Raw genomic sequence first — 22,981 nt, 5'->3', positions numbered from 1 at the left:
AAGCGCCGACCAAGGCTCGAAATTTCGTGGAAGCCTATGGCGCAAAGTGCGTCCATACTGGTTGTTGAGTGGACTCCCTGACAACGGATCAGTGAATGCTGCGACGAATTCTCCTTGGCTTGATTTTGGCTGGCGTCGCCGGCGCCGGTGTCTTCTGGTGGCTGACGATCCCGGCGGTCGTTGCTTCAGCCTCGCTTCCTCCTCGCACGCCAAACCTTGCCAACGGCGTTGCAACGTTCAATGCAGGGGGCTGTTCCTCCTGCCATGCCGTTCCCAACCAGCCCGATCGGCTGAAGCTCGGTGGCGGGTTAGCAATGCCTTCGCCGTTCGGGACGTTCTACGTCCCCAACATCTCGTCAGATCCGACCTACGGTATTGGCCGCTGGAGCGAGGCGGATTTCGTGACGGCGGTGCTCAAGGGGACATCGCCTGATGGCACGCACTATTTTCCGGCCTTTCCATATACGTCCTACCGGAACGCTACCGTCGACGACGTCCGCGACCTCTTTGCCTACCTGAAGACGCTTGCGCCGGTGAGCGGCAAGACACGCGATCACGACGTTCCGTTTCCATTCAACATCCGCCGCAACGTCGGCGTGTGGAAATGGTTGTTCATGGACGGAAAGCATCACGTAGCCGACGCCTCACATTCGGCGTCGTGGAAACGCGGGGCTTACCTCGTCAACGGTATGGGCCACTGCGCCGAGTGTCACAGCCCGCGCAATTTCCTCGGCGGCATCCTCGAGGTGCAACGCTTCGCAGGCGGGCCCAATCCGGAAGGAGAGGGCTGGGTCCCCAACATCACCCAGAAGAGATTGGCCGAGTGGAGCGCGAAGGATATCGCCTACTTCCTCGAAACCGGGCAAACGCCGGATGGCGACACTGCCGGCGGATCGATGGTGCGCGTTATCAAGAACACGTCGCAATTGCCGCCGGAAGATCGCGACGCCATCGCGGAGTATGTGAAGTCGCTGGCGCCGGTCGAGGGACCGCCGCAGCCGAAGAAGCAGGACGCAGAAAAGTCATGACGGCTTCGCGCGCCGTCAGGGCGTCACGGCCGCGGGCATCGGCTCCCACCTTTCCGGCAGGGTGGGCACGATCGTCAATGGCTTGCGCGGCACGGCCGTGGCGTTTTTGGTCCGTTTCAAATCCGTGGGACGTTTGGCCGACGCAATGTCGGCGAACGAGCGATCGAAATCGCCTATCCGGTACAGCACGACGCCGCGATCGAAATAGGCGGTTGCGAAGCGCGGATAGTACTGGACGCCCAAATTGTACGTGGCGAACGCCGGGACAGGCTCGAAGCGGCCGATGGGGACGGCGCCCGATTCCTTGGCTGCAGGTACTGCGGAGGCGAGCGCGACCGCTCCGCCGGTTGAAACCTCTCCACCGCGCTGGATGCGCGGTTCGTCCTGCGCCGGACCGTCGGGCTGCACGGCCGCAACTTCCTGCGCGCCGCCGGCGGTTCTGTCGGTCAGCATTTCGGCGGCGCCCGGCGGCTTTGAAAACAATCCGAACACGGTGTAGCCGCCGACCAGCACCGCGGAAATGATCGTTGCCGCCATCGTATTGGAGGCGACCTTTCGGACGGTCTCGTATGTCTGGATCGCCTTCGTGGCAGGCGGCTGCAGCGCAATGGCTAGCAACTGATCGTAGGTCGCGCGCTGCTCGGTGTCGGTCAGGATGTCATAGGCGCGCACGAGTTCCCTGAACCTCAGCGCAGCATCGGGATTGTCAGGATTGATATCGGGATGGGTCGCCTTCGCGGCCTTGCGGAATGCCTTCCGCAATTCCTCGGCGTCATCACTCGGAAGCGCTCCGAGCAAATCGTACAGCGTCCCCATGGTGGTACTCGCGACTGTTTCCCCCTCGGAATGTCCCCGCCGCGGAGCTTCCGGTTGACGACGCCCCAGATAATCAAAAATATCAAGGCGGTAGGATGATCCTCATATGGCAAAAGCATGCCATGGTTAACGTCGTTAACCCTCCGTTGCGGTGAGAAGCCCCAGCGATCGGGGGTAGCCTGAAGCGGTGCGCCCAAAACCTCCAGCCATCCGCCGGGCTGAGATAGAGGCGGGAAGGCGGGCCGATGCCTAACCCGTGCCGAACGCCTTGAAGGTGATGATGGTGTGGGTGTCCTGGATCCCTGGAATCACCTGCACCTTCTCGTTGACGAAATGGCCGATGTCGGTGTCCTTATCGACGTAGAACTTGACCAGCAGATCGTAATCGCCGGCAGTGGAATAGATCTCCGAGGCGATCTCGGCCTCCGCGAGCGCATTGGCGACGGCATAGGATTGGCCGAGCTTGCATTTGAACTGGACGAAGAAGGGAACCATCGCTGTCGTCTCCGAATTGGTTGGTCCCAATAGGCCAAAAACCGCTGATAATGGCAAGCCAGCTTGCTGCCCATGCCACGGCGCGATAGGACATTCCATGGCCTTCAACCGACGACTTGCACGAGGCTTGCGATGACGGCGCCGATCGCGCTGACCATCGCCGGCTCCGATTCTTCTGGCGGCGCCGGTATCCAGGCCGACCTGAAGACGTTTGCCGCGCTCGGCGTCTACGGCGCCTCCGTGATCACGGCGCTGACCGCACAGAATACCGAAGGCGTCAGCGGCATCCATCAGGTGCCGGCGGAGTTCGTGACCGCGCAGATCGATGCGGTGTTTTCCGATCTCGACGTCGGAGCGGTCAAGATCGGCATGGTGGCGCAGCCATCGGTTATCGACGCCATCGTCGCCGGTCTCAAGCGCTGGTCGCCGAAGCATGTCGTGCTCGATCCCGTGATGGTCGCAACCTCCGGCGACCGGCTGCTGGCTGCAGAAGCGGTCGAGTCGCTCAGGACAAAACTCATTCCGCTTGCTTCGGTCATTACGCCCAACTTGCCTGAGGCCGCCGCACTGCTCGACGAACCGGTGGCTGCGGGTGAGGCCGCCGTCGAAAGCCAGGGCAGGCGATTGCTGGCCATGGGCTGCAAGGCGGTGCTGATCAAGGGCGGCCATGGGGAGGGCGCCGAGTGCATCGACTATCTGATCGGCACGAGCGGCACCATCGCGCTGGCCGCGCCGCGCATTGCGACGAAAAATACCCATGGCACCGGCTGCTCATTGTCCTCGGCGATCGCGGCGGAGCTCGCGAAAGGCGAGGGCATGGAGACCGCCGTGCGTAACGCCAAGGCGTGGATCAGCGCTGCGATTGCGGCGGCAGATCGCTTCAGCGTCGGCCGCGGTCACGGGCCCGTGCATCATTTTCACAAGTATTATTAGCTGAACTGTCGTCCCTGCGAACGCAGGGGACTCATACGCCGCGGCTCGTCAATTGAAGCAAGCGGCTCGCTATCTTCTCCAACAATAAGCATCGGTGGTCATGGGTCCCTGCGTTCGCAGGGACGACGAAAAGGTATTGCCGAGGCCGTGTCGCTTGCCTGTCGCATCGCGCTGCTATCCGCGAGAGCCAAGGGCGCAGCATTGATTCTCGTGGGGGCTATAGGTCGCGTGAACAGTCATCGCCCTGTCACAGAAATCCGGTAGGTGCACAGATATGGGCAGTGCCTCCTTGAGTGAAGAGAGCCCCGAACGGCGCTTTCGAACCTTGTTTATCTCCGACGTCCATCTCGGAGCCCGCGGCTCGCAAGCCGATCGTTTGCTGGACTTCCTCAAAAGCCACGACGCCGACACCATCTATCTCGTCGGCGATATCGTCGATGGCTGGGCGTTGAAGTCGAGCTGGTACTGGCCGCAATCGCACAACGACTTCGTGCAGAAGATGCTGCGCAAGGCGCGCAAGGGCGCCAAAGTCATCTACGTGCCGGGCAATCACGACGAGTTCCTGCGCAACTACTACGGCACGCATTTCGGCGGCATCGACGTGGTGGAAAACACCATCCACACCGGCGTCGACGGCAAGCGCTATCTCGTCATCCACGGCGACATCTTCGATCTCGTGGTGCAGAACGCGCGCTGGCTCGCCCATCTCGGCGACAAGGCCTACGACTTCGCCATTCAGATGAATCGCCTCGTCAACTTCTTCCGCCGCATGTTCGGTGTGCCCTATTGGTCGCTGTCGCAATGGGCGAAGCTGAAGGTCAAGAACGCCGTGAACTACATCGGCGCGTTTGAACAGACGCTGGCCGGCGAGGCGCGGCGGCACGGCGCCGACGGCGTGATCTGCGGCCACATCCATTACGCCACCATCCGTGACGAGCACGGCATCCGCTACATGAATTGCGGCGACTGGGTGGAAAGCTGCACCGCGCTCGCCGAGCACGAGGACGGCCGGTTCGAGATCATCACCTGGACCGATCCGCAGCGAAGGGCGGCGCCCGTTCCCCGCGTCGCGGCGCGCGCCGCATGACGCATATCCTGGTCGCGACCGATGCGTGGCATCCCCAGGTCAACGGGGTGGTGCGCACGCTGACCGCGATGGCGGAGGCGGCCACGGGGCTTGACGTCGAGGTGAGTTTTCTGACGCCGCAATCGTTTCGTACCTTTGCGATGCCGAGCTATCCCGACCTGCGGCTGGCTCTGCCGCTTCCCGGCAAGGTCGCGCAACTGATCGAAGCGGCAAGGCCCGACAGCATACATATCGCGACCGAGGGGCCGATCGGGCTGTTGGTGCGGCGCTATTGCCGCAAGCGCGGCTTGCCGTTCACCACGAGCTTTCACACCCGGTTTCCGGAATATGTCTCGGCGCGCTCGCCGATTCCGGAATCCTGGGTTTGGTGGGCGCTACGTGCCTTCCACCGGTCGAGCCGGGCAGTGATGGCGGCGACGCCGGCGCTGGCGGCTGAGCTGCGCCTGCGTGGCTTTCGTAACGTAGTGCTGTGGTCGCGCGGCGTCGATACCTCGCTGTTCCATCCGCGCAGCGCCGATCTCTGCCTGCCGATGCCGGTATATCTCAGCGTCGGCCGTGTCGCGGTAGAGAAGAATCTCGAAGCCTTCCTCGATCTCGATCTGCCCGGTACCAAGCTCGTCGTCGGCGATGGCCCGGCCCGGATGGCGCTGGAGCGCAAATATCCTAACGCCGTGTTCCTCGGCGCGCGGCATGGCGAGGAACTGGCCGAAATCTATGCGGCGGCCGATATTTTCGTCTTTCCCAGCAAGACCGACACGTTTGGCTTGGTGCTGCTGGAAGCGCTGGCCAGCGGCCTGCCGGTCGCGGCTTTTCCGGTCAACGGTCCCCGCGACGTGATCGGCTCGGTGCCGGTTGGCGTGCTGAACGAGGATTTGCGCGCGGCCTGCCTGGAGGCGCTGCAGATTTCGCGGAAAGAATGCGTGGAATTTGCCGCCGCCCATACCTGGCAGGCCTCGGCGCGGGTTTTTGTCCATCATGCCCTCAATCTTGGTCCACTGCAGCCGGAAGGCGAGCTGGCCGAATTTGTGGCGGAGGACCCGCATTTCGCCGCCTGATATCACCTGAATCTGTATTGCCCGCCGGTCCGCTTGCGCGATACAAAGTGCGCATGACGGAAAAAGCCTCAACGGCACCGGTCGGTGCTGCAGATATCGATGCGGCGGCGCGCGTAGTTGGCCCGTTCGCGGTGCGGACGCCGCTGTTGTCGTTCCCCGTTCTCAACGAGCGCGTCGGGACCAAGGTCTTTCTGAAGCCCGAAATGCTGCAGCGGACCGGATCGTTCAAGTTCCGCGGCGCCTTCAACAAGCTGGCCTCGATCCCGCAGGACAAGCGCGGCGGCGGGGTGGTCGCATTCTCTTCCGGCAACCACGCCCAGGGCGTGGCGGCGGCGGCGCAGATCCTCAACATGCAGGCCACCATCGTGATGCCGGCGGACTCTCCGGTCACCAAGCGCGAGCGCACCAAGGGCTATGGCGCGGAGGTGGTGCTCTACGACCGCGACAAGGAGGACCGCGAAGCGATCGCCAACGGCATCGCCGGCAAACGCGGTGCGACGCTGGTCCGGCCGTATGACGATCCCTTCGTCATTGCAGGGCAGGGCACTGCGGGCCGCGAAATCGCCGAGGACATGACAGCGCTCGGGCTCGTGCCCGATATCGTGGTAGCGCCGGCCTCGGGCGGCGGGCTGATCGCCGGCGTCGCGACGGCCGTGAAGGCAAAATTTCCGCAAGCGCAGGTGATTGTCGCCGAGCCCAAGGACTATGACGATCACGGCCTGTCGCTCCGCGCCGGCCATCGCGAGGCCCATCACGCTGCCGGCCGCACCATCTGCGATGCGCTGATGGCGGCGATGCCGGGCGAACTCACCTTCTCGATCAACAGCAAGCTGCTGGCAAACGGCGTGACTGCATCCGACGAGGAAGTAGGCGCGGCGGTGGCCTATGCCTACCGGGAATTGAAGCTGGTGGTCGAGCCCGGCGGGGCTGTCGGCCTCGCTGCACTGTTGGCCGGCCGCATCGATGCCAGGGGAAAGAACGTCGTCATCGTGCTTTCCGGTGGCAACGTCGACGCGGACCTGTTCGCCAAACTGGTCGCCTGATCATCACATCTCAAACGGAAGCGGGCAGAGCATGTGCTCTGCCCGCTTTTTTGTTGTTCGGATATCCTTATTCAGCGCCTGAAGCCGCCGCCGAATGACCCGCCGAACGAGCTGCGGGACGGACTTGAGGCCAAGCGCTGGCTGAAACCTCCGCCGCCCATGCCGCCGCTGAACCGACGCGGCGCGGTGGTCATCATGGGCCTACTCATCATGGGCCTGGTCGTGATGGGCTTGGTGACCCGTATCGGATTGTTATGAATCCTGGGCGGCAAGGTCGTGATCTTGCCGACCTTGCTGCTGTTGTTGCCGGCATTGACGGGGATCGGGTTGATCTTGCCGGGCAGGGTCGTGGCCTTTCCGCCAATGCCATTACCGTTGCCGGTGAGCTTGCCGGGCAGGGTCGTGATCTTGCCCGTCTTGCCGTTGTTGATGCCATTGATCGGGTTATTCGTTGCCGTGCCCTTGGCAGGCAGCGTGATGATCTTGGAAGGCACCGGCATGTGGGCCTGGGCACCAAGATTGTGCTTGGAGATGCCGAGGATCGGTGAATTGCCGATGTTGCCCGGCTTGAACGTCGGAGACTGCTTCGCCAGATGCGTGAACTGCATCAGGGGGACGGCCTTCGGTGCGACCTGCAGCTTCAGCGCGGACTTGGCGTAGGGGCTGTTGGAATAATTGTCATGGAACGTCTTGTAGGCGAACGGCGAGTTGGCGACCACCGCTTTGTGCCACGCCGTCGCCATCCGCAGATTGCCGAGCAGCATGCGGATGTGGTCGCACAGCGGATCATGCGGGTAAAGGCGGATGAATTCCTCATAGTACTCGGGCGAGCCTTCCGAGAGCACGTAGTCGTAAGCCTGACGCACCGAACGCGACGGCAGATTCGACGCGGTCTGGATGATCGGGCGGCGATCCGGCGTGCGGCCTGCAGCGACCGCGGTATCGCCGAAGAAATAGAAGTCGGAGGTTAGCGACGAACTTTCCCACGGTGTCTGCTTTCCGGAGGTGGTGTTGTTCACTTCGAGCCGGACGCGCTTGAACAATTGCTCGATCGGCAGGTTCGGCTCGCGTGCGACATTCAGGAAAGCCGACGTATACGGGCTGTGGTTGCCGTCGCCGTCCTGCGCTTCCATGCCCGGCGCGGTCGAGTAGCCGACGATCGAGCCTCGGGGCGCATCGACGATTGCCAAACCCCGCCCGGCGTCGTTGATCTCGGGGAACGGATTGTTGCGGCAGGCATCGAGCACCACGATGCGCATCCGGCTCGGGATCGACTCCAGCGTGCCCATCACATCGACCAGCCGGACCGAATTGCCGTCAAGATCGGACGGCGAAGCGATCTTCGCATCGACTGGAAGCAGATAGTTCTCACCCGCCACCTGCACGCCGTGACCGGCATAGTAGATCATGGCGACGGTGCCGGGGCCGCGCTCGGCGACCCTGGCGGAGAAGTCCTGCACGACCTTGACCATGTCGCCGCGCGTCAGGTCCGTGGCCTGGGTGACCTCGAAGCCGGCGGAGTTCAAAAGCTGCGCCATCGACTGCGCGTCGTTGCCGGGATTGGCGAGCTTTGGCGCGATCTGGTAATTCGAATTGCCGATCACCAGCGCGACGCGCTGGTCGGCCGGCGGCGTTTGCATGCCGTTGCGGATGTCGGCGTTCGGGGCTTCGGCCAGCGCCGCACCAGCGAAGCCGAACAGGCCTGCCAGCAGGCCGGCACCCAATAGCGATGACTTAAAGCGGGACATGGCTGCCTCCTCAGGCGAGACCTCGTTGCGAGCTTTGCTGCTGGCACGCTAGGCCGGGTGCGGGCCGTCGTACGTGACCGCGGTCACGGTTGCAGCGCGCGGCACTTCCACGCTTGCCGCCGCACGATGCCGCTGACAATCTCGGGTTGCCGAACGGTCGAAGGAACCCAAATGGGCTTCGGACTAAAGACCACCACAGGAATCATCGCGGCCGTGTTGGTTACGGCGGCGCTGGCTCAGGCGAGCAGTGTGTTCGCGCCGCTTGCGGCGGCATTGTTCATCGTTGCGATTGTGTGGCCGGTCCAGAAGCAGTTGCAATCCTGGATGCCAAAACTTGCCGCGCTGGCGATCACCATCATCGCCACCGTGGCGGTCTGCCTCGGCTTCGCCTCGCTCGCAGCCTGGGGATTTGGTCGGGTAGGGCAATCACTGCTCGCCGACCTGGCGCGCTACCAGGCCCTATATGCGGCGACCGTAAATTGGCTGGACGGCCATGGCGTCTCGGTTGCGGGGCTGTGGGCTGAACATTTCAACGTAAGCTGGCTGCTGCGCGCCACGCAATATGTCACCGGACGGGTGAACACGACGCTCAGCTTCTGGGTGATTGCGCTGGTTTACGTCATGCTGGGGCTTCTCGAAGTCGAGAGCATCAGGCGAAACGTTGAAAGGTTGGATAACCGCACCGCAGCACGCGTGCTGCTCGACGGCGGCGCAGCGACCGCGGCGAAATTTCGAAAGTATCTCTTGGTGCGGACGCAGATGAGCGCGGTCACCGGCCTGCTCGTCGGGAGCTTCGCCTGGATTACCGGGCTGCCATTCGCGCTCGAATGGGGCGTGATCGCGTTCGTGCTGAACTATATCCCGTTCATAGGCCCGTTCGTTGCGACACTGTTTCCGACCCTGTTGGCGATGACGCAGTTCGAGACCTGGCCGGCGGTGCTCGGCGTATTCGTGTGCCTGAACATCATCCAATTCGCGGTCGGCAGCTACGTCGAGCCGCGGGTGGCCGGCAGCCTGTTGTCGATCTCGCCGGTGGTGGTGCTGTTTGCAATCTTCTTCTGGACGTTCTTGTGGGGCCTGTTCGGGACCTTCATCGGCGTGCCCATCACGCTCGCCATACTCACCTTCTGTGCCCAGCATCCGTCGAGCCGCTGGATTGCTGATCTGCTCGGCGGACCGGAGCCGGAGAAGCCCGGCAAGCTCTAGTCCGCTGTCTCGCCCTCGATCTCTACCCGCTCGGGCGGCAACAGGCCTAGACGCCCATCCTGGCCGGCCGTCAGGGAATGAATATAGAAGTACGTCGCCGCAGCGTCGGTCGCACCCATCACGGGCGACGGAGCGGAGATGATTTTTAGCCCGCCGCATGCGCCGATCCAGTCGATATGACGGTGGCCATGCATCACAACGGCACGATCTCCCAGCGCTTCCAATCTGCGGACGAACCAACTGCCGTTGATCAGCGCCGTCCCGATGCGCTCGGAAAATGCTTTCACCGGCATGGGATATTCCGCCAGGTGGTGGTGCAGTGCGACGATCCAGCGCGCCCGCGGAAAATGTCCGATGGCTGCCTCGAGGCGATGCGCCTGTTCGACGGATACCAGTCCGAGCGCGTTGGTGAAGGAAAAGTGGGTCTTTGCATTCGAGTTCAGGATAGCTATCCCGAGGCCATCTTCCGGTTCCGGCGGCAGGATCATCGGAAACTGGTCGTCGAAGAGGCTGCGCAGCGCGGCGACACGGCGCAAACCTCCAGACTCCGCAACGGCCGCGATCGCGTCGCGGTGCAGCGTCAGCGCCTGTTGCAGCGTAGCGGCCGGTCTTCCGTTGGCGTCGACGACATGCATCCGCTCGCCCTGCACGGCCGCCATCGCCGACAGCGTCCGGATTTGCCGCAGCCGCTTGCCGGTGCTGAACGGCAGGTCGAGCCTGGCCGGATTGGCGCGGTCGACGATGTTGACGTCATGATTGCCCGGCAACAGGATCGTGCGCGCGACAAGCTCCGGGTGGCGCGCCAGTGCTTCGAGGACTAACGCCCATTCGCTGGCGCGACCGGCGTCGGTCATGTCGCCCGTGATCAGAACGTGATCGAGCGGATTGCTGGCGTGGATGGCGGCCAGTCGCGCGAGGATTCGATGGAGCCGGCCATTGCCGCGCGGACCAGCCCGTCCGCTTTCGATGCGAAAGCCATAATGCTCGCCGATCACGTGAATATCCGACAGATGCGCAACGCGCCAAGTCCGGCCTTCGGCCGAGGCGGCATCGAACATGGCAAGATCTAGCGGTTGAGGCATGCTGGCATCGGCAAAACCCCAAACCAGCGATGCGACCGCCAGATAGCCTGCCATCAGTACGACGGCATTCGCGAGCGTGGGCACGGCGAGCCGATGCAACAGGAGCAGATCGCTCCAGTTACCAGCCCAACGCGAGGCAGGCCAGGCGAGCATCGCGATCACCGCCGCGCATGCGGACAACATGATACCGGCGCCAACCGAATTGGCGCTGCGCAAGCGCGCCCGACCGGCAGGGCTAAAGTTTTTTCCTACGATCAGTTCCGTCAGATGACGCAAGGCTTCGCGGGCAAACGCATAGCCGGGCTGCACCGCGAGTGCATTGAGCGACCAGAAATTGATCTCGGCGATCCGAAGCAGCGGGCGCCATCCGATCCATCCCACCGCGACGATCGCGGCCAGCAACAGCGCGGTGCCGATTTCGGTCAGCGCTGCAAGCTGTTCCGACAAGGTGGAAAACCACGCCGAAGCCAGCAACGGCGCCAGACCGAGCAACACCGACGGCAACAACAGCAAGACCGTCCAGGCGAACAAGAGCTTCGGCAAACTGATTTCGACCAGCAGGCTTCCGGCGATTGCCAGCAGCGACCGCTGTCCCGGACTGGCGGCATCATCCTCGATATCGCCGTTGCGCGGATCGACCAGCATATTCTCTGCGGCTTTGGTGACGTGTCGCTCGGAGATCGTCATTGCTCAATACCGCATTGAGCGGAGTGATCGGGTTCATCGGCTCGTCTCCGACACGGTATGGAGCCAGCCGCGGCATCGCTACCGCGGGCCCGACCAGCCGCGCCGCGCTTGACCGCGAGCTACGCCGCGCTGGTTTGTGGCGGCGCCTGCTCGGCACTCGCCTTGGCGAGCGCTTCGCGAAGCTTCTGCTCCTTGCTGTCATCCAGCGAGGTCTTGAGCACGGTACCGCCAGCATCCTGGATCTCGCGCAGCACCTTGTCCGCGGTCATGTTCTTGACGAGGACAAACAGCGCAGCGTTGCCGGGTTGCAGGCTTGTCGAGAGGTCCTTCATGAAGCGGTCATCGATCCCGTAGTCGGACAGCGCACCGCCGAGCGCGCCGGACGCCGCGCCGAGAGCTACGCCCAGTAGGGGGTTGAGAAAGAGCACGCCGATCAGCAGTCCCCAGAAGCTGCCCGATATGGCTCCGATCGCTGTCGTGTTGACGAACTGATTGAGCTTGACGGGGCCGGCTTCCGTCTTCACCGCAATCACGGCATCGCTGATCGTGATCAGGTATTCCTTGTGCAGTTTGAACAGGCGTTGCCGTACTTCTTCTGCCTTTGCTTCGGATGGATAGATGATTGCGATCAGATCTGACATCTTCGTATCCTCCAACTCGATGTGATGGATAGTCCGAGCCATATACGGCGCGCGAGGGATCGATACCTTTCTGCTGCAGCGAAGCAAACAACGCCACTCATCGGGAAAATCGGCCGAACAGCACGATCCCGCAGAGCCGCGGTTTGCCAATGGCACAGCTTCGCCTTGGCGGGGCACGGCATAGTTTTGACCGTATCACAACCTGCGAGCGAGCGCATCACGGTTCGCTGATCGCTCCCACCAAGCCACGACAGCGCTCGGTCAAATTGGTCGCTAGTTCGCGGAGATTTGTCGATGCGGTGGCATCGGCACTTCTCATGATTTGTCACAAAGTTGTGTAGCGGAACACGCCCGACGCAAACGTGCTTTAAGGTTGTATGATTGACTCGATGCACTTTGGAGCGTTACGCTACGTGCAAGTCATATGAAGCTGAGACGGTCGACGCAGATCGTCTATCAGCGTGTAACCCGCGTTGCCGAACGGCCCGATCATCTGCGCGCAGCATGCAGAATGTCGAGCCGGATGGAGGAGTCCGATGGACTCACCTTCGATTTCGGAATCTATAGAACGCCCTTACATCTCGACAGGACACCTGCCAGAACCCGAGTTGGTGCAGAGGTTGGTGTCCGACGCCCATCGGCGCTTCAAGTCGAATGGCGAGGGACAGAATTCGCAGGTCTATCCGGCCCTTGCCAGGGTTCCCCGCGAACTGTTCGGGATTTGCGTCGCCGGCACCAGCGGGCGTGTCTACGAGGCCGGCGACACCGGCTATGAATTCTCGATCATGAGCGTGTCGAAACCGTTCGTGTTCGCGCTGGTCTGCGAGACGATCGGCCCGGAAGAGGCGCGCACAAGACTTGGGGCGAACGCCACCGGATTGCCCTTTAACTCCCTCGCGGCGATCGAGCAGGGCGGTGGCCGCACCAACCCGATGGTCAACGCGGGCGCGATCGCGACCACAAGCCTTGTCCCCGGCCTCACGGTGGATGGCCAGTGGCAATTCATTCACGACGGGCTGTCGCGGTTTGCCGGGCGCAAGCTCGCGCTCAATGAAGAGGTGTACGCCTCGGCGTCGCAAACCAACTATCGCAACCGCAGTATCGCGCGGCTGCTGCAGAGCTACGACCGCATCTATTGCGACGCCAAGCAGGCGACCGATCTCTACACGCGGCAGTGCTCACTCAACGTAAGCGCCAGAGATCTGGCGGTCATGGGCGCGACGCTGGCGGACGGCGGCGTCAACCCGGTTACCCGGCAGCGCGTGGTGGATGCTGCGGTCTGCCACTATGCGCTGACCGTGATGATTACCGCCGGCTTATACGAGACCTCGGGCGATTGGCTCTACGACATCGGCCTGCCCGGCAAGAGCGGAATCGGCGGCGGCATCGTCGCGGTCTCGCCGGGGAAGGGCGGTTTTGGCACCTTCGCGCCGCCGCTCGATGCGGCCGGCAACAGCGTGAAGGGACAGCTCGCGGCGAAATTCCTCTCGCAGCGGCTGGGAATGGATCTGTTCGTATCGCAACCGGAAAACTGAAGCAGATGCAAAGAGCGGCTTGGTCGAGCCGAACCGAGTAGATCGAGAGGACATCATGGCGACGCACTCGATACCGATCGGAGCAATCCGGGAAGAAGCGCGGGAGTCATGGGTGCCGATGATCGCCATCGCGCTCGGCCAGATGATCATGTCCTACAACGTCGCCTCGCTACCAGTGGCGCTCGGCGGGATGGTCAAGAGTTTTGGCGTGCCGCCGACGACGGTTGCGACGGGTATCGTGGCCTATTCCATGCTGGTGGCTGGTTTCGTGATGCTCGGCGCGAAACTCGCGCAGCGGTTCGGCGCGTTGCAGGTGTTCCGATTCGCCGTCATCCTGTTCTGCGCGTCGCAGATATTGATGACATTCAGTCCCACGGCGACGTTGATGATCACAGCGCAAGCGCTCTGCGGCGCGGCCGGCGCCGTGATCGTACCGTCGCTGGTGGCGCTGATTGCCGAGAATTATACGGGACGGCAGCAGGCGACGGCGGTGGGTGCGCTCGGCTCCGCGCGCGCGGCGGCTGGCGTGCTGGCGTTCATCATCGGCGGCGTGCTCGGCACCTATATAGGCTGGCGGCCCGCGTTCGGCATCCTGATCGCGGTTTCCGCGATTGTTTTCCTGTTGAGTTTCCGTCTCAAGCGCGACTACGGCCGCCCGGATGTGCAGATTGATATCTTCGGTGTGGTTTTGGCCGCATCGGCGATCGTTCTCATCAGTTTCGGCTTCAACAATCTGAACGGATGGGGACTCGCACTCGCCACCGCCAATGCGCCATTCGATCTGCTCGGCCTTTCACCGGCCCCGATCATGATCGTTCTCGGCGTCGTGCTCGGGCAGGCATTCCTGATGTGGACGCATCGGCGTCAGGCTGTCGGGAAGACTCCGCTATTGGCGCTCGAGGTGATCGACTCGCCGGAGGAGCGCTGCGCGGTCTATGCGCTGTTTGCTGTTGTCGCGCTGGAGGCGGCGCTTAATTTCTCAGTGCCGCTGTACATTCAGATCGTGCAGGGCCGCTCGCCGCTTGCGACCGCGATTGCGATGATGCCGTTCAATCTGACGGTGTCCTTCACGGCGATGCTGATCGTCAATGTCTACGACCGGCTGACGCCGCGGCAGATCGGTCGCTACGGCTTCATGTTGTGCACGGTTGGTCTGGTGTGGCTGGCCATAGTCGTGCGCAACGACTGGAGCGAGATTCCCGTGCTGATCGGCCTGGTTCTGTTCGGGATCGGGCAGGGCTCGCTGGTCACCCTGTTGTTCAACGTGCTGGTCACCGCCTCGCCCAAGGAGCTGGCAGGCGATGTCGGGTCGCTGCGCGGCACCACGCAAAATCTGGCCGCTGCGGTTGGAACGGCGGTAGCGGGTGCACTTCTGGTCGGTCTGTTGAGTGCGATTGCGCTCAGCAGCATCGCGGCCAGCCCCGACCTGCCGAAGGAGATCCAGAGCCAGGTCGATCTCGACAACATCACCTTCGTCAGCAACGACCGGCTGCGCAGTGTGATGGAAGGAACGACCGCGACGCCGCAGCAAGTCGAAGAAGCCGTACGGGTGAATACTGAAGCGCGGCTGCGTGCCCTGAAGATCGGACTGCTGATCATGGCCGGTCTTGCACTGCTGGCGATCATTCCGGCGGGCCGGCTTCCAAACTACCTGCCGGGCGAGATACCGAGCGATGCGCCCGGCAACCGATTGAGGTCCGGCTGATCAGCACGAGCATGCGAGGAAAGGGGCGTCGCAAGAAGGAGAACAACAATGGATGCAATCGACCGTCGCACTGCGCTGCGGACTCTGGTGTGCGGTGCCGTGACCATCGGCCTGGCCACAAGCCTGCCACCAGGCGTTGCCGAGGCGGCGCCGCTCGCGGTGCAGAAGGATCCTGGAAGGAACGCCGGAGATTTCAAGCTCGAGGCTCAAGGCCCTGGCACGCGGCCGCCTGGATCACCGGCTGGACGGCCACCGGGACGGCCGCCCACGCGGCCGTCGCGTCCTCCCCCTCACTGGCATCGTCGTCGGCGTCGCCGTTGGGTCTGCTGGTGGCACCGCGGCCGTCGCCGGTGCGGCTGGCGATGGCGGTGATGGCCACGCTGCTCGAGGCTGCGATGAGACGTGAAGTGAGGAGGCTGACATGACTACAATTGACAACAGTTCGCCGATGGGCGTCACCAACCTGCCTGCGCCGCCGTTCTGGATCTGTGTTCTGCTTGGACTCGTCTTGATCCTGGCAGGCTTCCTGGTTCTCGGCGACGTCATGCTCGTCACCTTGATCAGCACCATCTTCATCGGTTGGGTTTCGATCGTCGCCGGCGCGTTCGAGATCGTCCATGCATTCTGGACCAAGGGATGGGGAGGATTCGTATGGCAGGTGCTTCTCGGCATCCTGTACATCGCCTTTGGCGTCGTGCTGGTGGGCCAGCCGGTCGCCAGTGCCCTGATCCTCACCTACGTCCTCGGCCTGGTGTTGCTGATCTCCGGATTCGTTCGCATCCTGCTCGGTGTCAGCCATTGGCGAGAGGCGGGCTGGATCATGCTGCTGTCCGGCGCATTCGGCGTATTGGCTGGCCTCGTGATCCTGACGGGATTTCCGATGACGGGCTTGTGGGTCCTCGGATTCGTCCTCGGCGTCGATCTGATATCCCATGGCATCGGGTGGTTGGCTTACGCGTGGCAGCCTACCACCCGAACCGCGTAGCTCCTCCCTGCCTACTAGAGCGAGATGGCTTTTCTTCGAATCGTTATCTCGCTCCTTTTTTTCTGTTGAGGACGTCCGGGCGATGTGGTGCCCCACTTTGCTGCGGACGCGTCATGGAAGCCGGCGCGCTTTCCAGGCGGCGCAGAGCGCTTACGAAAAGAACGCGATCTTCTCGGCTTGGCTCATGCGTCGGATCGGCGCCAGCGGATCGTTGGCCGCCGTGACCGGCTTTCGCAGCATCCCGCTCGCAATGAGGGTCGAGCCGAGCGACACTTCCACCGCTGGCACGGGCGCCGGCGCGGCGGCGGGCGGTGGGGACGGTTGAACCGTCTGTTGAACCGGCGGCGGCGCCGGCGCGGCGACCGGTTCGGGCGCCTTGGCGACGATCTTGGGAGCAATCGGCACAGGCTCCGCCAGACGGACCTGCTCGGCTATCGCTTCGGCGATCTCCACGTCGCTGATCGGATCCGGCGCGCCCATCTCCATCGCGATCATGTCGAGGACCGCCTCGTCTTGCGCATCAGCGTCCCGCGCATCAGTGTCTTGGGCGTCGGCGTTCTGGACGGAGTTGTCTTGGGCAGCAGCGTCTTGGGCAGCACCGTCTTGGGTAGCCGCGTGCCGGACGGTCGCGTCTTGCACAGCGGTATCTTTGGCCGAAGCCTCTGGAGCGGTGGCGCTTTCGGCAGCCAGCGGCGTTTCCGGTTCCGTCAGCATGGCTTCCGCCGCCGCAAGCGCGGCCTCTGCGGATGCGGCCATCGAAGCGAATGGCGTCTCGGCAGCTTCCGGTGCTTCCCGCGCGAAGGCTGGCTCGGCTGCTGGCGGCATTTCCTGCGCGGCCGGGAAGGGCGACGCCGCCTCGGACTCGGCAGCCGGCGCTGGCGACTGGTCCTCGTCCCCGAATTCCACAAGCCGGCCCTGGAGGGCGGCGAAGGCCGCGCGCAGCGCTGCTCGCGCCTCCTCGGATGAGAACTGATCGGTACCCTTTTCGATGACGGAGACCTGCGAATCGATCAGGTCGCAGATCCGCCCGTCATTGCCGATTTCCCGCAACCGCCAGGCGATTTCGCGCAGCACCCGCGCGCCCTTGCGGACCGGCGCCAGCCGCTGCTCCAGCGCGAGGCTGTCGAGTGCCTCGACTGCCGATTCTTCGGCCGCCTCGACGGCGCCGCGGATGGCGGCGAGCGCCTCGGTCAGGCGCTCTTGCGCCGCGGCAGCCGCGGCGACGGCCTCGGCCGCCTGTTGCGCCGAAAGGCCTTCCTCCCGCTGGAGGCTAGCTTCCCGCTGAAGGGTCTCTTCCCGCTGGGCGGTGAGGCTTTGCTCGATCCGCGCCACCGCGTCCAGCACCATGCGGGTGTCGGCGTTGCGGTTGCGCTTGGCGTATTCGGTCAGGAACCAGCGGCCCCGCGAAGTCTCCATGAACGCTTCGGCGATCGCAGCATAGTCCTCCTCGCTCGGCAGCGCCGCGCGTGCTGAGATCGGCGAAAGGGCGAATGCTTCGTCGGCCATGTCAAACTCTTCGCGCAAATCGGCGCGCATTGCGATAACGAAACAACACGATATTGACCGAATCGCAATTGAATTGATGCCAAGCGAATCACAAATCCCCATCGCTTCTCAAGGTGCATCGAAGCGATTCGCGACCCGAGTGGCGCTGTTTTACGGCACGCTGTTCGGCATGACCGGCACCCATCTGCCGTTTTTCACGGTATGGTTGAAGGCGGTCGGGATCGATGCGTTTTGGATAGGGCTGATCACGGCCGTGCCCCCGGTGAGCCGATTTACCACGCTTCCGGTGGTGACGGGCCTTGCGGAACGGCGGCAGGCCTTGCGCCGCGGCATCATCGTGACCGCCTTTGCCACCGCGTTGGGCTTTTTCGTGCTGGGCACCCAGCATTTGCCGGTGCTGGTGTTCCTGATCTACGCGCTGACCTGCTGCCTTTGGACGCCTATGGTGCCGCTCACGGATGCCTATGCGTTACGGGGGGTGAAGCGCTATGGCCTCAACTACGGGCCGTTGCGGCTGTGGGGCTCGGCCGCCTTCGTTTTGGGCGCGCTGGTCTGCGGCTTAATGTTCGACTTCATCGCCGCCCGAAATCTGATCTGGATCATCGCCGGCTCGGCGGCGCTCGGGGCGCTGGCCAGCCTTGCGCTGGAGCCGCTCGACGACGTCAAGGCCGTTCGCCCGGTCACGGGCGACGCGGGCGCGCTGCTGCGCGACGGCGGCTTTATCGCGATCATCGTGGCGTCGGCGCTGATCCAGGGCAGCCATGCCGCCTATTACATTTTCGCGTCGATTGCCTGGCAACAAGCGGGGTTCGACGGACTGACGATCGCCGTTCTGTGGGTGCTCGGCGTGATCGCCGAGATCGTGCTGTTCGCCCTGTCGCCGCGGTTCACCCTGCAGCCGTCGATGCTGGTGGCGATCGCGGCGCTGAGCGCGGCCACGCGCTGGGTGATGATGGCGCAGGACCTGCCGCTCGCTATCCTTGCGATCGTCCAGCTCGCGCATGCGCTGAGTTTCGGGCTGACGCAGGTCGGCATCATGGGATTGATGCTGCATCACGTGCCCGGCCACGTGATGGCGCGGGCACAGGGCTATCTGACCGCCTGCGGCGGCATCGTCGCCGGCCTCGCCTCGGTCGCGTCAGGCACGATCTACGAGACCTGGGGACAAGGCATCTATTACGTGATGGCGGCGATGGCCGCTCTCGGCGGGCTGGTGGTCTGGCTGGCGCGGGACCGGCTCGCGCGTCAGCCCCACAAGGCGGCTTCCGGCGGATAGACCAGGCTGCCATCGTAGCGCAGGCCGCCGTCGCGGTCGCGCGCCAGCAACAGGGGGCCATCGAGATCGACGAATCTCGCCTGCTGCGCGAGCAGCATGGCCGGCGCCATCGCCAGCGAAGTTGCGACCATGCAGCCGATCATGATCTCGAAGCCGAGCGCCTGGGCGGCATCCGCCATTGCGAGCGCCTCCGTCAGCCCGCCGGTCTTGTCGAGCTTGATGTTGACGGCATCGTAGCGCGTGCGCAGACCTTCCAGCGAGGCGCGGTCATGCACGCTTTCGTCGGCGCAGACCGCGACCGGGCGCTTGATGCGGGCCAACGCCTCGTCGCGCCCGGCCGGCAGCGGCTGCTCGACTAGCGTGACCCCGGCGTTGGCGCAGGCGGCGAGGAGGTATTCGAGATTGTCCGCCGTCCAGGCTTCGTTGGCATCGACGATCAATTCGGATTCGGGAGCCGCCTTGCGTACCGCCGCAATCCGCGCGTCATCGCCATCGCCGCCGAGCTTGATCTTTAAGAGCGGCCGATGCGCGGCCTTGGCGGTTGCTGCCGCCATCGCCTCCGGCGTGCCCAGCGAAATCGTGAAGGCGGTGGTGCAGGGGCGCGGCGCCGGCCGTCCGAGCAGGGTCCAGACCCGTTGGCCGGAGTTCTTGGCCTCAAAATCCAACAGCGCGCAATCCAGCGCGTTACGGGCGGCGCCGGCGGGCATCGCCGCCTGCAGCGCCGCTCGGTCCAGTCCCTTGGCAAGCGGTTCCTGCATCGCATTAAGGGCTTCAAGTGTCGCTTCCGCCGTCTCGCCGTAGCGCGGGTAGGGCACGCATTCGCCGCGCCCGGTACGGTCCCCCTGGCTCACGGTGGCGAGGACGGTGACGGCCTCGGTTTTGGCGCCGCGGCTGATGGTGAACGCGCCTGCGATGGGCCAGCGTTCGATGCTGACGGCAAGCTTTCGAGATAGGCTGGAAGTCATTTTAAAATCTGGCAATTTTCTGAACCGCAAGCTTGCCCGCCGCTACCAACTATGGCTGGTTAGGGACAGATTCGACAAGGCAATACGGCGTGCGGAACCCAAGGGATTCGCATCGGTATCGGCCGAGGGGTGGGCATTGGTGAGCGGCGACCCGACATTGGAGCGGATAGCCAGGGGCAACGGGCTGGCGCTGTGTGCAGCCGGCTCCTGGACGGCGCGCTTTGCGCCGGTGCTGGAACGAATGGTCGCCGACGCCGAGAAGCTCAGCGGCACCCGGCCCAACATCTCCATCGACGTCTCGCAGGTGTCCAAGCTCGACACGTTCGGCGCCTGGCTAATCGAGCGGCTGCGCCGCAGCCTGACCCATGGCGGCATCGAGGCCCAGATCGCCGGGCTCTCTGCCAATTATTCCAGCCTGGTCGACGAGGTGCGGCGGGTGAAGGCCGAGCCAATCGTCGAAACCGACCGACTGACGATATCCGGCATGCTGGAACAGATCGGCCGCGCCGTGGCCGGCATCGGCGGCACCTTGATCGGGCTAATCGATATGCTGGGCGCGGTGCTCACCGCGGCCGCCCATGTCCTGATTCGTCCCCGCCGCTTCCGCCTGACCTCGACCATCCATCACCTCGAGCAGGTGTGCTGGCGCGCGGTGCCGATCGTGGTGCTGATCACGTTCCTGATCGGCTGTATCATTTCGCAGCAGGGTATTTTCCATTTCCGCAAATTCGGCGCCGACATCTTCGTGGTGGACATGCTGGGCGTGCTGGTGCTGCGCGAGATCGGCGTGCTCCTGGTGGCGATCATGGTAGCGGGACGCTCGGGTTCGGCCTACACCGCCGAGCTCGGCTCGATGAAGATGCGGGAAGAGATCGACGCGCTGCGCACCATGGGGTTCGATCCGATCGAGGTTTTGATCCTGCCGCGGATGCTGGCGCTGGTGCTGGCATTGCCGATATTGGCGTTCCTCGGCGCGATGGCGGCGCTTTACGGCGGCGGGCTTGTGGCGTGGCTCTATGGCGGGGTCGAGCCCGAGGCTTTTCTGCTGCGGCTGCGAGACGCCATCTCGATCGATCATTTCGTCGTTGGTCTCATCAAGGCGCCGGTGATGGCGGCTGTCATCGGCATCGTCGCCTGCGTCGAGGGACTGGCCGTGCAGGGTAGCGCCGAATCGCTCGGGCAGCACACGACGTCGTCGGTGGTGAAGGGAATCTTCTTCGTGATCGTGATGGATGGCGTGTTCGCCATCTTCTTCGCGTCGATCGGAATGTAACCATGGTGGGTGAGATTTCCGACGCGATCATCCGGGTCCGCGACATCACCGTGCAGTTCGGCAAGACGCGGGTGCTCGACGGACTCAACCTCGACGTCAAGCGCGGCGAGATCTTGGGATTTGTCGGCCCGTCGGGCGCCGGAAAATCGGTGCTCACGCGCACCATTATCGGTCTGGTGCCCAAGCTCAGTGGACGCATCGAGGTGTTCGGCGTCGATCTCGATGCAGCGAGCGCCTCCGAGCGCCGCGGCGTCGAGCGCCGCTGGGGCATCCTGTTTCAGCAAGGCGCGCTGTTTTCTTCTCTTACCGTGCGGCAGAACATCCAGTTTCCGGTGCGCGAATATCTCAACGTCTCGCAGCGGCTGCTCGACGAGATCATGGTGGCCAAGCTCGGCATGGTGGGCCTGCGGCCTGAAGTCGCCGACCGCTATCCGTCCGAACTGTCGGGCGGCATGATCAAGCGCGTGGCGCTGGCGCGGGCGCTCGCGCTCGACCCCGAGCTGGTGTTCCTGGACGAGCCGACTTCCGGGCTCGATCCGATCGGCGCCGGGGACTTCGATGAGCTGGTACGCACCCTGCAGCGTACTTTGGGCCTGACGGTTTTCATGGTAACCCATGATCTCGACAGCCTTTATACGGCCTGCGACCGCATCGCGGTTTTAGGAAACGGTAAGATCATTGCCGCAGGATCGATTGCCGACATGCAGGCCTCACAGCATCCCTGGCTGAGGCAATATTTCCACGGCAAGCGCGCCCGCGCTGTGATGGGCTAGGGCCCCCAAAAGTGTGATCGGTTTTTCGGATCAGACCGTGCTCAAACATGAGATAAATGACGGGTCTATCGGCGACGCTGGATAGATCTGATTTCGGAGTACCTTGAATTATGGAAACACGGGCGAATTACGTCCTGATCGGGGCCTTCACGCTGGCGGTGATCGCCGCCGCATTCGGCTTCGTGCTGTGGTTTCAGAGCCTGCACACCACCAAGCAGCGCAGCCCGATCCGCATTGTATTCGAAGGCCCCGCGTCCGGGTTGCGCAACGGCGGCAGCGTCAACTTTAACGGTATCAGGATAGGGGAGGTTGTCTCGGTCAAACTCGACAATCCGCGGCGCGTGGTCGCACTGGCGATGGTCGAGAACAATGCCCCGATCCGCAAAGACACCCTCGTCGGTCTCGAATTCCAGGGGCTGACCGGCGTCGCGGCGATCTCGCTGAAGGGCGGCGAGGAGACCGCTCCTGCCGTGCCGCTCGATGAGGATGGCGTGCCGATGCTGACCGCCGATCCCGGCGCGCTGCAGGATGTCACGGAGTCCATCCGCGCCACGCTGCAGAACGTCAACCGGCTTGTCGCCGACAATCAGGAATCGGTGAAGAACTCGCTGCGAAACCTCGAGACCTTCACGGCCGCGCTCGCGCGCAACTCCGAGAAGATCGACAACGTCATGCTCAGGGTCGATGGCGTCATCGGCAAAGCCGACAGTCTCATGCTCGGGCTCAACACCATCGCAGGCGGCGCCGCCGGCGGCGAACTGAATCTCATGGTCAAGTCGATCCGCGAACTGGCCGAGGATTTCGACAAGCGGTCGGGCGCGCTGATGGCCGATGGCCGCCGCACCCTCTCCGACATTAGCCGCGCCGTGAACAATTTCGACCGCAACCCGACACGGGTGATCTTCGGCGGGGGCAGCAGCAACAGCCAGGCGGCGGCGCCGCCGCCAGCGACGGCGCCGCCGGCGAGGGCACCGAGCGGGCAGAAGCGGCAGTAGCAGGGGCGAATGGTTCGCCTCACTCTGTCATCGCCCGCGAAACCGCGCTTTCGCCCCGTTGGCTCCTAGGCGAGCGCCGCATCTTCGATTGTGGTTGAAAAACTAAACGGAGGCCGCGAGGCCTCCGTTTTCATTCGCTATTGCCGC

General features: G+C 63.6%; 21 protein-coding genes. 13 read left to right on the top strand and 8 right to left on the bottom strand.

The window, feature by feature from the left end:
• Positions 1 to 95 precede the first annotated feature (95 nt).
• Positions 96 to 1,028 (top strand): c-type cytochrome, encoded by a 933-nt coding sequence (locus LMTR3_RS34100; RefSeq protein WP_065749310.1) that lies wholly within the window; start codon positions 96 to 98, stop codon positions 1,026 to 1,028.
• A 15-nt stretch (positions 1,029 to 1,043) separates the two neighbouring features.
• Here LMTR3_RS34100 and LMTR3_RS34095 read toward each other — a convergent pair whose 3' ends face one another.
• Both LMTR3_RS34095 and LMTR3_RS34090 read right to left on the bottom strand, forming a co-directional pair.
• Positions 1,044 to 1,844 (bottom strand): J domain-containing protein, encoded by an 801-nt coding sequence (locus tag LMTR3_RS34095; protein ID WP_065749309.1) that lies wholly within the window; start codon positions 1,842 to 1,844, stop codon positions 1,044 to 1,046.
• Between the two features lie 249 nt (positions 1,845 to 2,093).
• The gene (locus LMTR3_RS34090) at positions 2,094 to 2,339 is read right to left on the bottom strand and encodes an Lrp/AsnC ligand binding domain-containing protein (RefSeq protein ID WP_065730617.1); all 246 of its coding nucleotides are present in this window, start codon (positions 2,337 to 2,339) and stop codon (positions 2,094 to 2,096) included.
• 132 nt (positions 2,340 to 2,471) lie between these two features.
• Here LMTR3_RS34090 and thiD point away from each other — a divergent pair, with 132 nt between their 5' ends.
• From thiD to LMTR3_RS34070, 4 genes are all read left to right on the top strand, one after another.
• Positions 2,472 to 3,272, top strand: a complete 801-nt coding sequence (gene thiD, locus LMTR3_RS34085; RefSeq protein WP_065749308.1) for a bifunctional hydroxymethylpyrimidine kinase/phosphomethylpyrimidine kinase — start codon at positions 2,472 to 2,474, stop codon at positions 3,270 to 3,272.
• 274 nt (positions 3,273 to 3,546) lie between these two features.
• Positions 3,547 to 4,359, top strand: a complete 813-nt coding sequence (locus tag LMTR3_RS34080) for a UDP-2,3-diacylglucosamine diphosphatase (protein ID WP_065749307.1) — start codon at positions 3,547 to 3,549, stop codon at positions 4,357 to 4,359.
• A complete protein-coding gene (locus LMTR3_RS34075) occupies positions 4,356 to 5,414 on the top strand; it encodes a glycosyltransferase family 4 protein (RefSeq protein WP_065749306.1) in 1,059 nt (352 codons plus the stop codon). Before LMTR3_RS34080 ends, LMTR3_RS34075 begins: the two co-directional genes overlap by 4 nt.
• Positions 5,415 to 5,467: 53 nt before the next feature.
• Positions 5,468 to 6,457: a threonine ammonia-lyase gene (locus LMTR3_RS34070; protein WP_065749361.1), complete on the top strand. Its 990-nt coding sequence runs from the start codon at positions 5,468 to 5,470 to the stop codon at positions 6,455 to 6,457.
• Between the two features lie 71 nt (positions 6,458 to 6,528).
• Here LMTR3_RS34070 and LMTR3_RS34065 read toward each other — a convergent pair whose 3' ends face one another.
• A complete protein-coding gene (locus LMTR3_RS34065; RefSeq protein ID WP_065749305.1) occupies positions 6,529 to 8,205 on the bottom strand; it encodes a caspase family protein in 1,677 nt (558 codons plus the stop codon).
• 171 nt (positions 8,206 to 8,376) lie between these two features.
• Between LMTR3_RS34065 and LMTR3_RS34060 the strand changes: the two genes are divergently transcribed.
• On the top strand, positions 8,377 to 9,411 hold the full coding sequence (locus LMTR3_RS34060) for an AI-2E family transporter (RefSeq protein WP_065749304.1): 1,035 nt from the start codon (positions 8,377 to 8,379) through the stop codon (positions 9,409 to 9,411).
• Here the strand turns inward: LMTR3_RS34060 and LMTR3_RS34055 are convergent.
• Positions 9,408 to 11,180, bottom strand: coding sequence for a metallophosphoesterase family protein (locus LMTR3_RS34055; RefSeq protein ID WP_065749303.1), 1,773 nt, complete (start codon positions 11,178 to 11,180; stop codon positions 9,408 to 9,410). The genes LMTR3_RS34060 and LMTR3_RS34055 overlap by 4 nt on opposite strands.
• A 119-nt stretch (positions 11,181 to 11,299) precedes the next feature.
• The gene (locus LMTR3_RS34050) at positions 11,300 to 11,821 is read right to left on the bottom strand and encodes a DUF1269 domain-containing protein (protein ID WP_065749360.1); all 522 of its coding nucleotides are present in this window, start codon (positions 11,819 to 11,821) and stop codon (positions 11,300 to 11,302) included.
• A gap of 536 nt (positions 11,822 to 12,357) precedes the next feature.
• Here LMTR3_RS34050 and glsA point away from each other — a divergent pair.
• Positions 12,358 to 13,356 carry a glutaminase A gene (glsA, locus tag LMTR3_RS34045; protein WP_065749302.1) on the top strand — a complete coding sequence of 333 codons (999 nt, stop codon included), beginning with the start codon at positions 12,358 to 12,360 and terminating at the stop codon, positions 13,354 to 13,356.
• A 55-nt stretch (positions 13,357 to 13,411) separates the two neighbouring features.
• Complete coding sequence (locus tag LMTR3_RS34040) at positions 13,412 to 15,061, top strand: MFS transporter (RefSeq protein ID WP_245320105.1); 1,650 nt, start codon at positions 13,412 to 13,414, stop codon at positions 15,059 to 15,061.
• 193 nt (positions 15,062 to 15,254) lie between these two features.
• On the opposite strand, the gene LMTR3_RS34035 is transcribed toward LMTR3_RS34040, so the two are convergent.
• A complete protein-coding gene (locus LMTR3_RS34035; RefSeq protein WP_065749301.1) occupies positions 15,255 to 15,440 on the bottom strand; it encodes a hypothetical protein in 186 nt (61 codons plus the stop codon).
• A 42-nt stretch (positions 15,441 to 15,482) separates the two neighbouring features.
• Between LMTR3_RS34035 and LMTR3_RS34030 the strand changes: the two genes are divergently transcribed.
• A complete protein-coding gene (locus tag LMTR3_RS34030; RefSeq protein ID WP_065749300.1) occupies positions 15,483 to 16,046 on the top strand; it encodes an HdeD family acid-resistance protein in 564 nt (187 codons plus the stop codon).
• A 150-nt stretch (positions 16,047 to 16,196) separates the two neighbouring features.
• On the opposite strand, the gene LMTR3_RS34025 is transcribed toward LMTR3_RS34030, so the two are convergent.
• Positions 16,197 to 17,552, bottom strand: coding sequence for a hypothetical protein (locus tag LMTR3_RS34025; protein WP_065749358.1), 1,356 nt, complete (start codon positions 17,550 to 17,552; stop codon positions 16,197 to 16,199).
• Between the two features lie 76 nt (positions 17,553 to 17,628).
• Between LMTR3_RS34025 and LMTR3_RS34020 the strand changes: the two genes are divergently transcribed.
• A complete protein-coding gene (locus tag LMTR3_RS34020; protein ID WP_065749357.1) occupies positions 17,629 to 18,828 on the top strand; it encodes an MFS transporter in 1,200 nt (399 codons plus the stop codon).
• Here the strand turns inward: LMTR3_RS34020 and dgcA are convergent.
• Positions 18,798 to 19,793, bottom strand: a complete 996-nt coding sequence (gene dgcA, locus LMTR3_RS34015; protein ID WP_065749299.1) for an N-acetyl-D-Glu racemase DgcA — start codon at positions 19,791 to 19,793, stop codon at positions 18,798 to 18,800. The two genes, LMTR3_RS34020 and dgcA, sit on opposite strands and share 31 nt — an antisense overlap.
• 139 nt (positions 19,794 to 19,932) lie before the next feature.
• Between dgcA and LMTR3_RS34010 the strand changes: the two genes are divergently transcribed.
• The 3 genes from LMTR3_RS34010 to LMTR3_RS34000 all read left to right on the top strand — a co-directional run bounded on the left by LMTR3_RS34010 (position 19,933) and on the right by LMTR3_RS34000 (position 22,834).
• Positions 19,933 to 21,066, top strand: coding sequence for an MlaE family ABC transporter permease (locus LMTR3_RS34010; protein ID WP_065749356.1), 1,134 nt, complete (start codon positions 19,933 to 19,935; stop codon positions 21,064 to 21,066).
• Positions 21,067 to 21,068: 2 nt separating this feature from the next.
• The gene (locus LMTR3_RS34005) at positions 21,069 to 21,839 is read left to right on the top strand and encodes an ABC transporter ATP-binding protein (protein ID WP_065749298.1); all 771 of its coding nucleotides are present in this window, start codon (positions 21,069 to 21,071) and stop codon (positions 21,837 to 21,839) included.
• Between the two features lie 110 nt (positions 21,840 to 21,949).
• Positions 21,950 to 22,834, top strand: coding sequence for an MlaD family protein (locus LMTR3_RS34000; protein ID WP_065749297.1), 885 nt, complete (start codon positions 21,950 to 21,952; stop codon positions 22,832 to 22,834).
• The last annotated feature ends 147 nt before the right edge of the window (positions 22,835 to 22,981 follow it).

Source organism: Bradyrhizobium sp. LMTR 3, from assembly GCF_001693485.1.
Classification (GTDB): domain Bacteria; phylum Pseudomonadota; class Alphaproteobacteria; order Rhizobiales; family Xanthobacteraceae; genus Bradyrhizobium.
Note: the sequence above shows the minus strand (reverse complement) of the source record. Positions and strands in the feature narration are given on the sequence as shown.

Coding starts and splice junctions, on each gene's coding strand:
- LMTR3_RS34030 (WP_065749300.1), top strand. CDS start 15,483: ATGACTACAATTGACAACAGTTCGCCGATGGGCGTCACCAACCTGCCT.
- LMTR3_RS34070 (WP_065749361.1), top strand. CDS start 5,468: ATGACGGAAAAAGCCTCAACGGCACCGGTCGGTGCTGCAGATATCGAT.
- LMTR3_RS34005 (WP_065749298.1), top strand. CDS start 21,069: ATGGTGGGTGAGATTTCCGACGCGATCATCCGGGTCCGCGACATCACC.
- LMTR3_RS34075 (WP_065749306.1), top strand. CDS start 4,356: ATGACGCATATCCTGGTCGCGACCGATGCGTGGCATCCCCAGGTCAAC.
- dgcA (WP_065749299.1), bottom strand. CDS start 19,793: ATGACTTCCAGCCTATCTCGAAAGCTTGCCGTCAGCATCGAACGCTGG.
- glsA (WP_065749302.1), top strand. CDS start 12,358: ATGGACTCACCTTCGATTTCGGAATCTATAGAACGCCCTTACATCTCG.
- LMTR3_RS34000 (WP_065749297.1), top strand. CDS start 21,950: ATGGAAACACGGGCGAATTACGTCCTGATCGGGGCCTTCACGCTGGCG.
- LMTR3_RS34040 (WP_245320105.1), top strand. CDS start 13,412: ATGGCGACGCACTCGATACCGATCGGAGCAATCCGGGAAGAAGCGCGG.
- LMTR3_RS34055 (WP_065749303.1), bottom strand. CDS start 11,180: ATGACGATCTCCGAGCGACACGTCACCAAAGCCGCAGAGAATATGCTG.
- LMTR3_RS34080 (WP_065749307.1), top strand. CDS start 3,547: ATGGGCAGTGCCTCCTTGAGTGAAGAGAGCCCCGAACGGCGCTTTCGA.
- LMTR3_RS34100 (WP_065749310.1), top strand. CDS start 96: ATGCTGCGACGAATTCTCCTTGGCTTGATTTTGGCTGGCGTCGCCGGC.
- LMTR3_RS34095 (WP_065749309.1), bottom strand. CDS start 1,844: ATGGGGACGCTGTACGATTTGCTCGGAGCGCTTCCGAGTGATGACGCC.
- LMTR3_RS34025 (WP_065749358.1), bottom strand. CDS start 17,552: ATGGCCGACGAAGCATTCGCCCTTTCGCCGATCTCAGCACGCGCGGCG.
- thiD (WP_065749308.1), top strand. CDS start 2,472: ATGACGGCGCCGATCGCGCTGACCATCGCCGGCTCCGATTCTTCTGGC.
- LMTR3_RS34020 (WP_065749357.1), top strand. CDS start 17,629: ATGCCAAGCGAATCACAAATCCCCATCGCTTCTCAAGGTGCATCGAAG.
- LMTR3_RS34060 (WP_065749304.1), top strand. CDS start 8,377: ATGGGCTTCGGACTAAAGACCACCACAGGAATCATCGCGGCCGTGTTG.
- LMTR3_RS34090 (WP_065730617.1), bottom strand. CDS start 2,339: ATGGTTCCCTTCTTCGTCCAGTTCAAATGCAAGCTCGGCCAATCCTAT.
- LMTR3_RS34065 (WP_065749305.1), bottom strand. CDS start 8,205: ATGTCCCGCTTTAAGTCATCGCTATTGGGTGCCGGCCTGCTGGCAGGC.
- LMTR3_RS34050 (WP_065749360.1), bottom strand. CDS start 11,821: ATGTCAGATCTGATCGCAATCATCTATCCATCCGAAGCAAAGGCAGAA.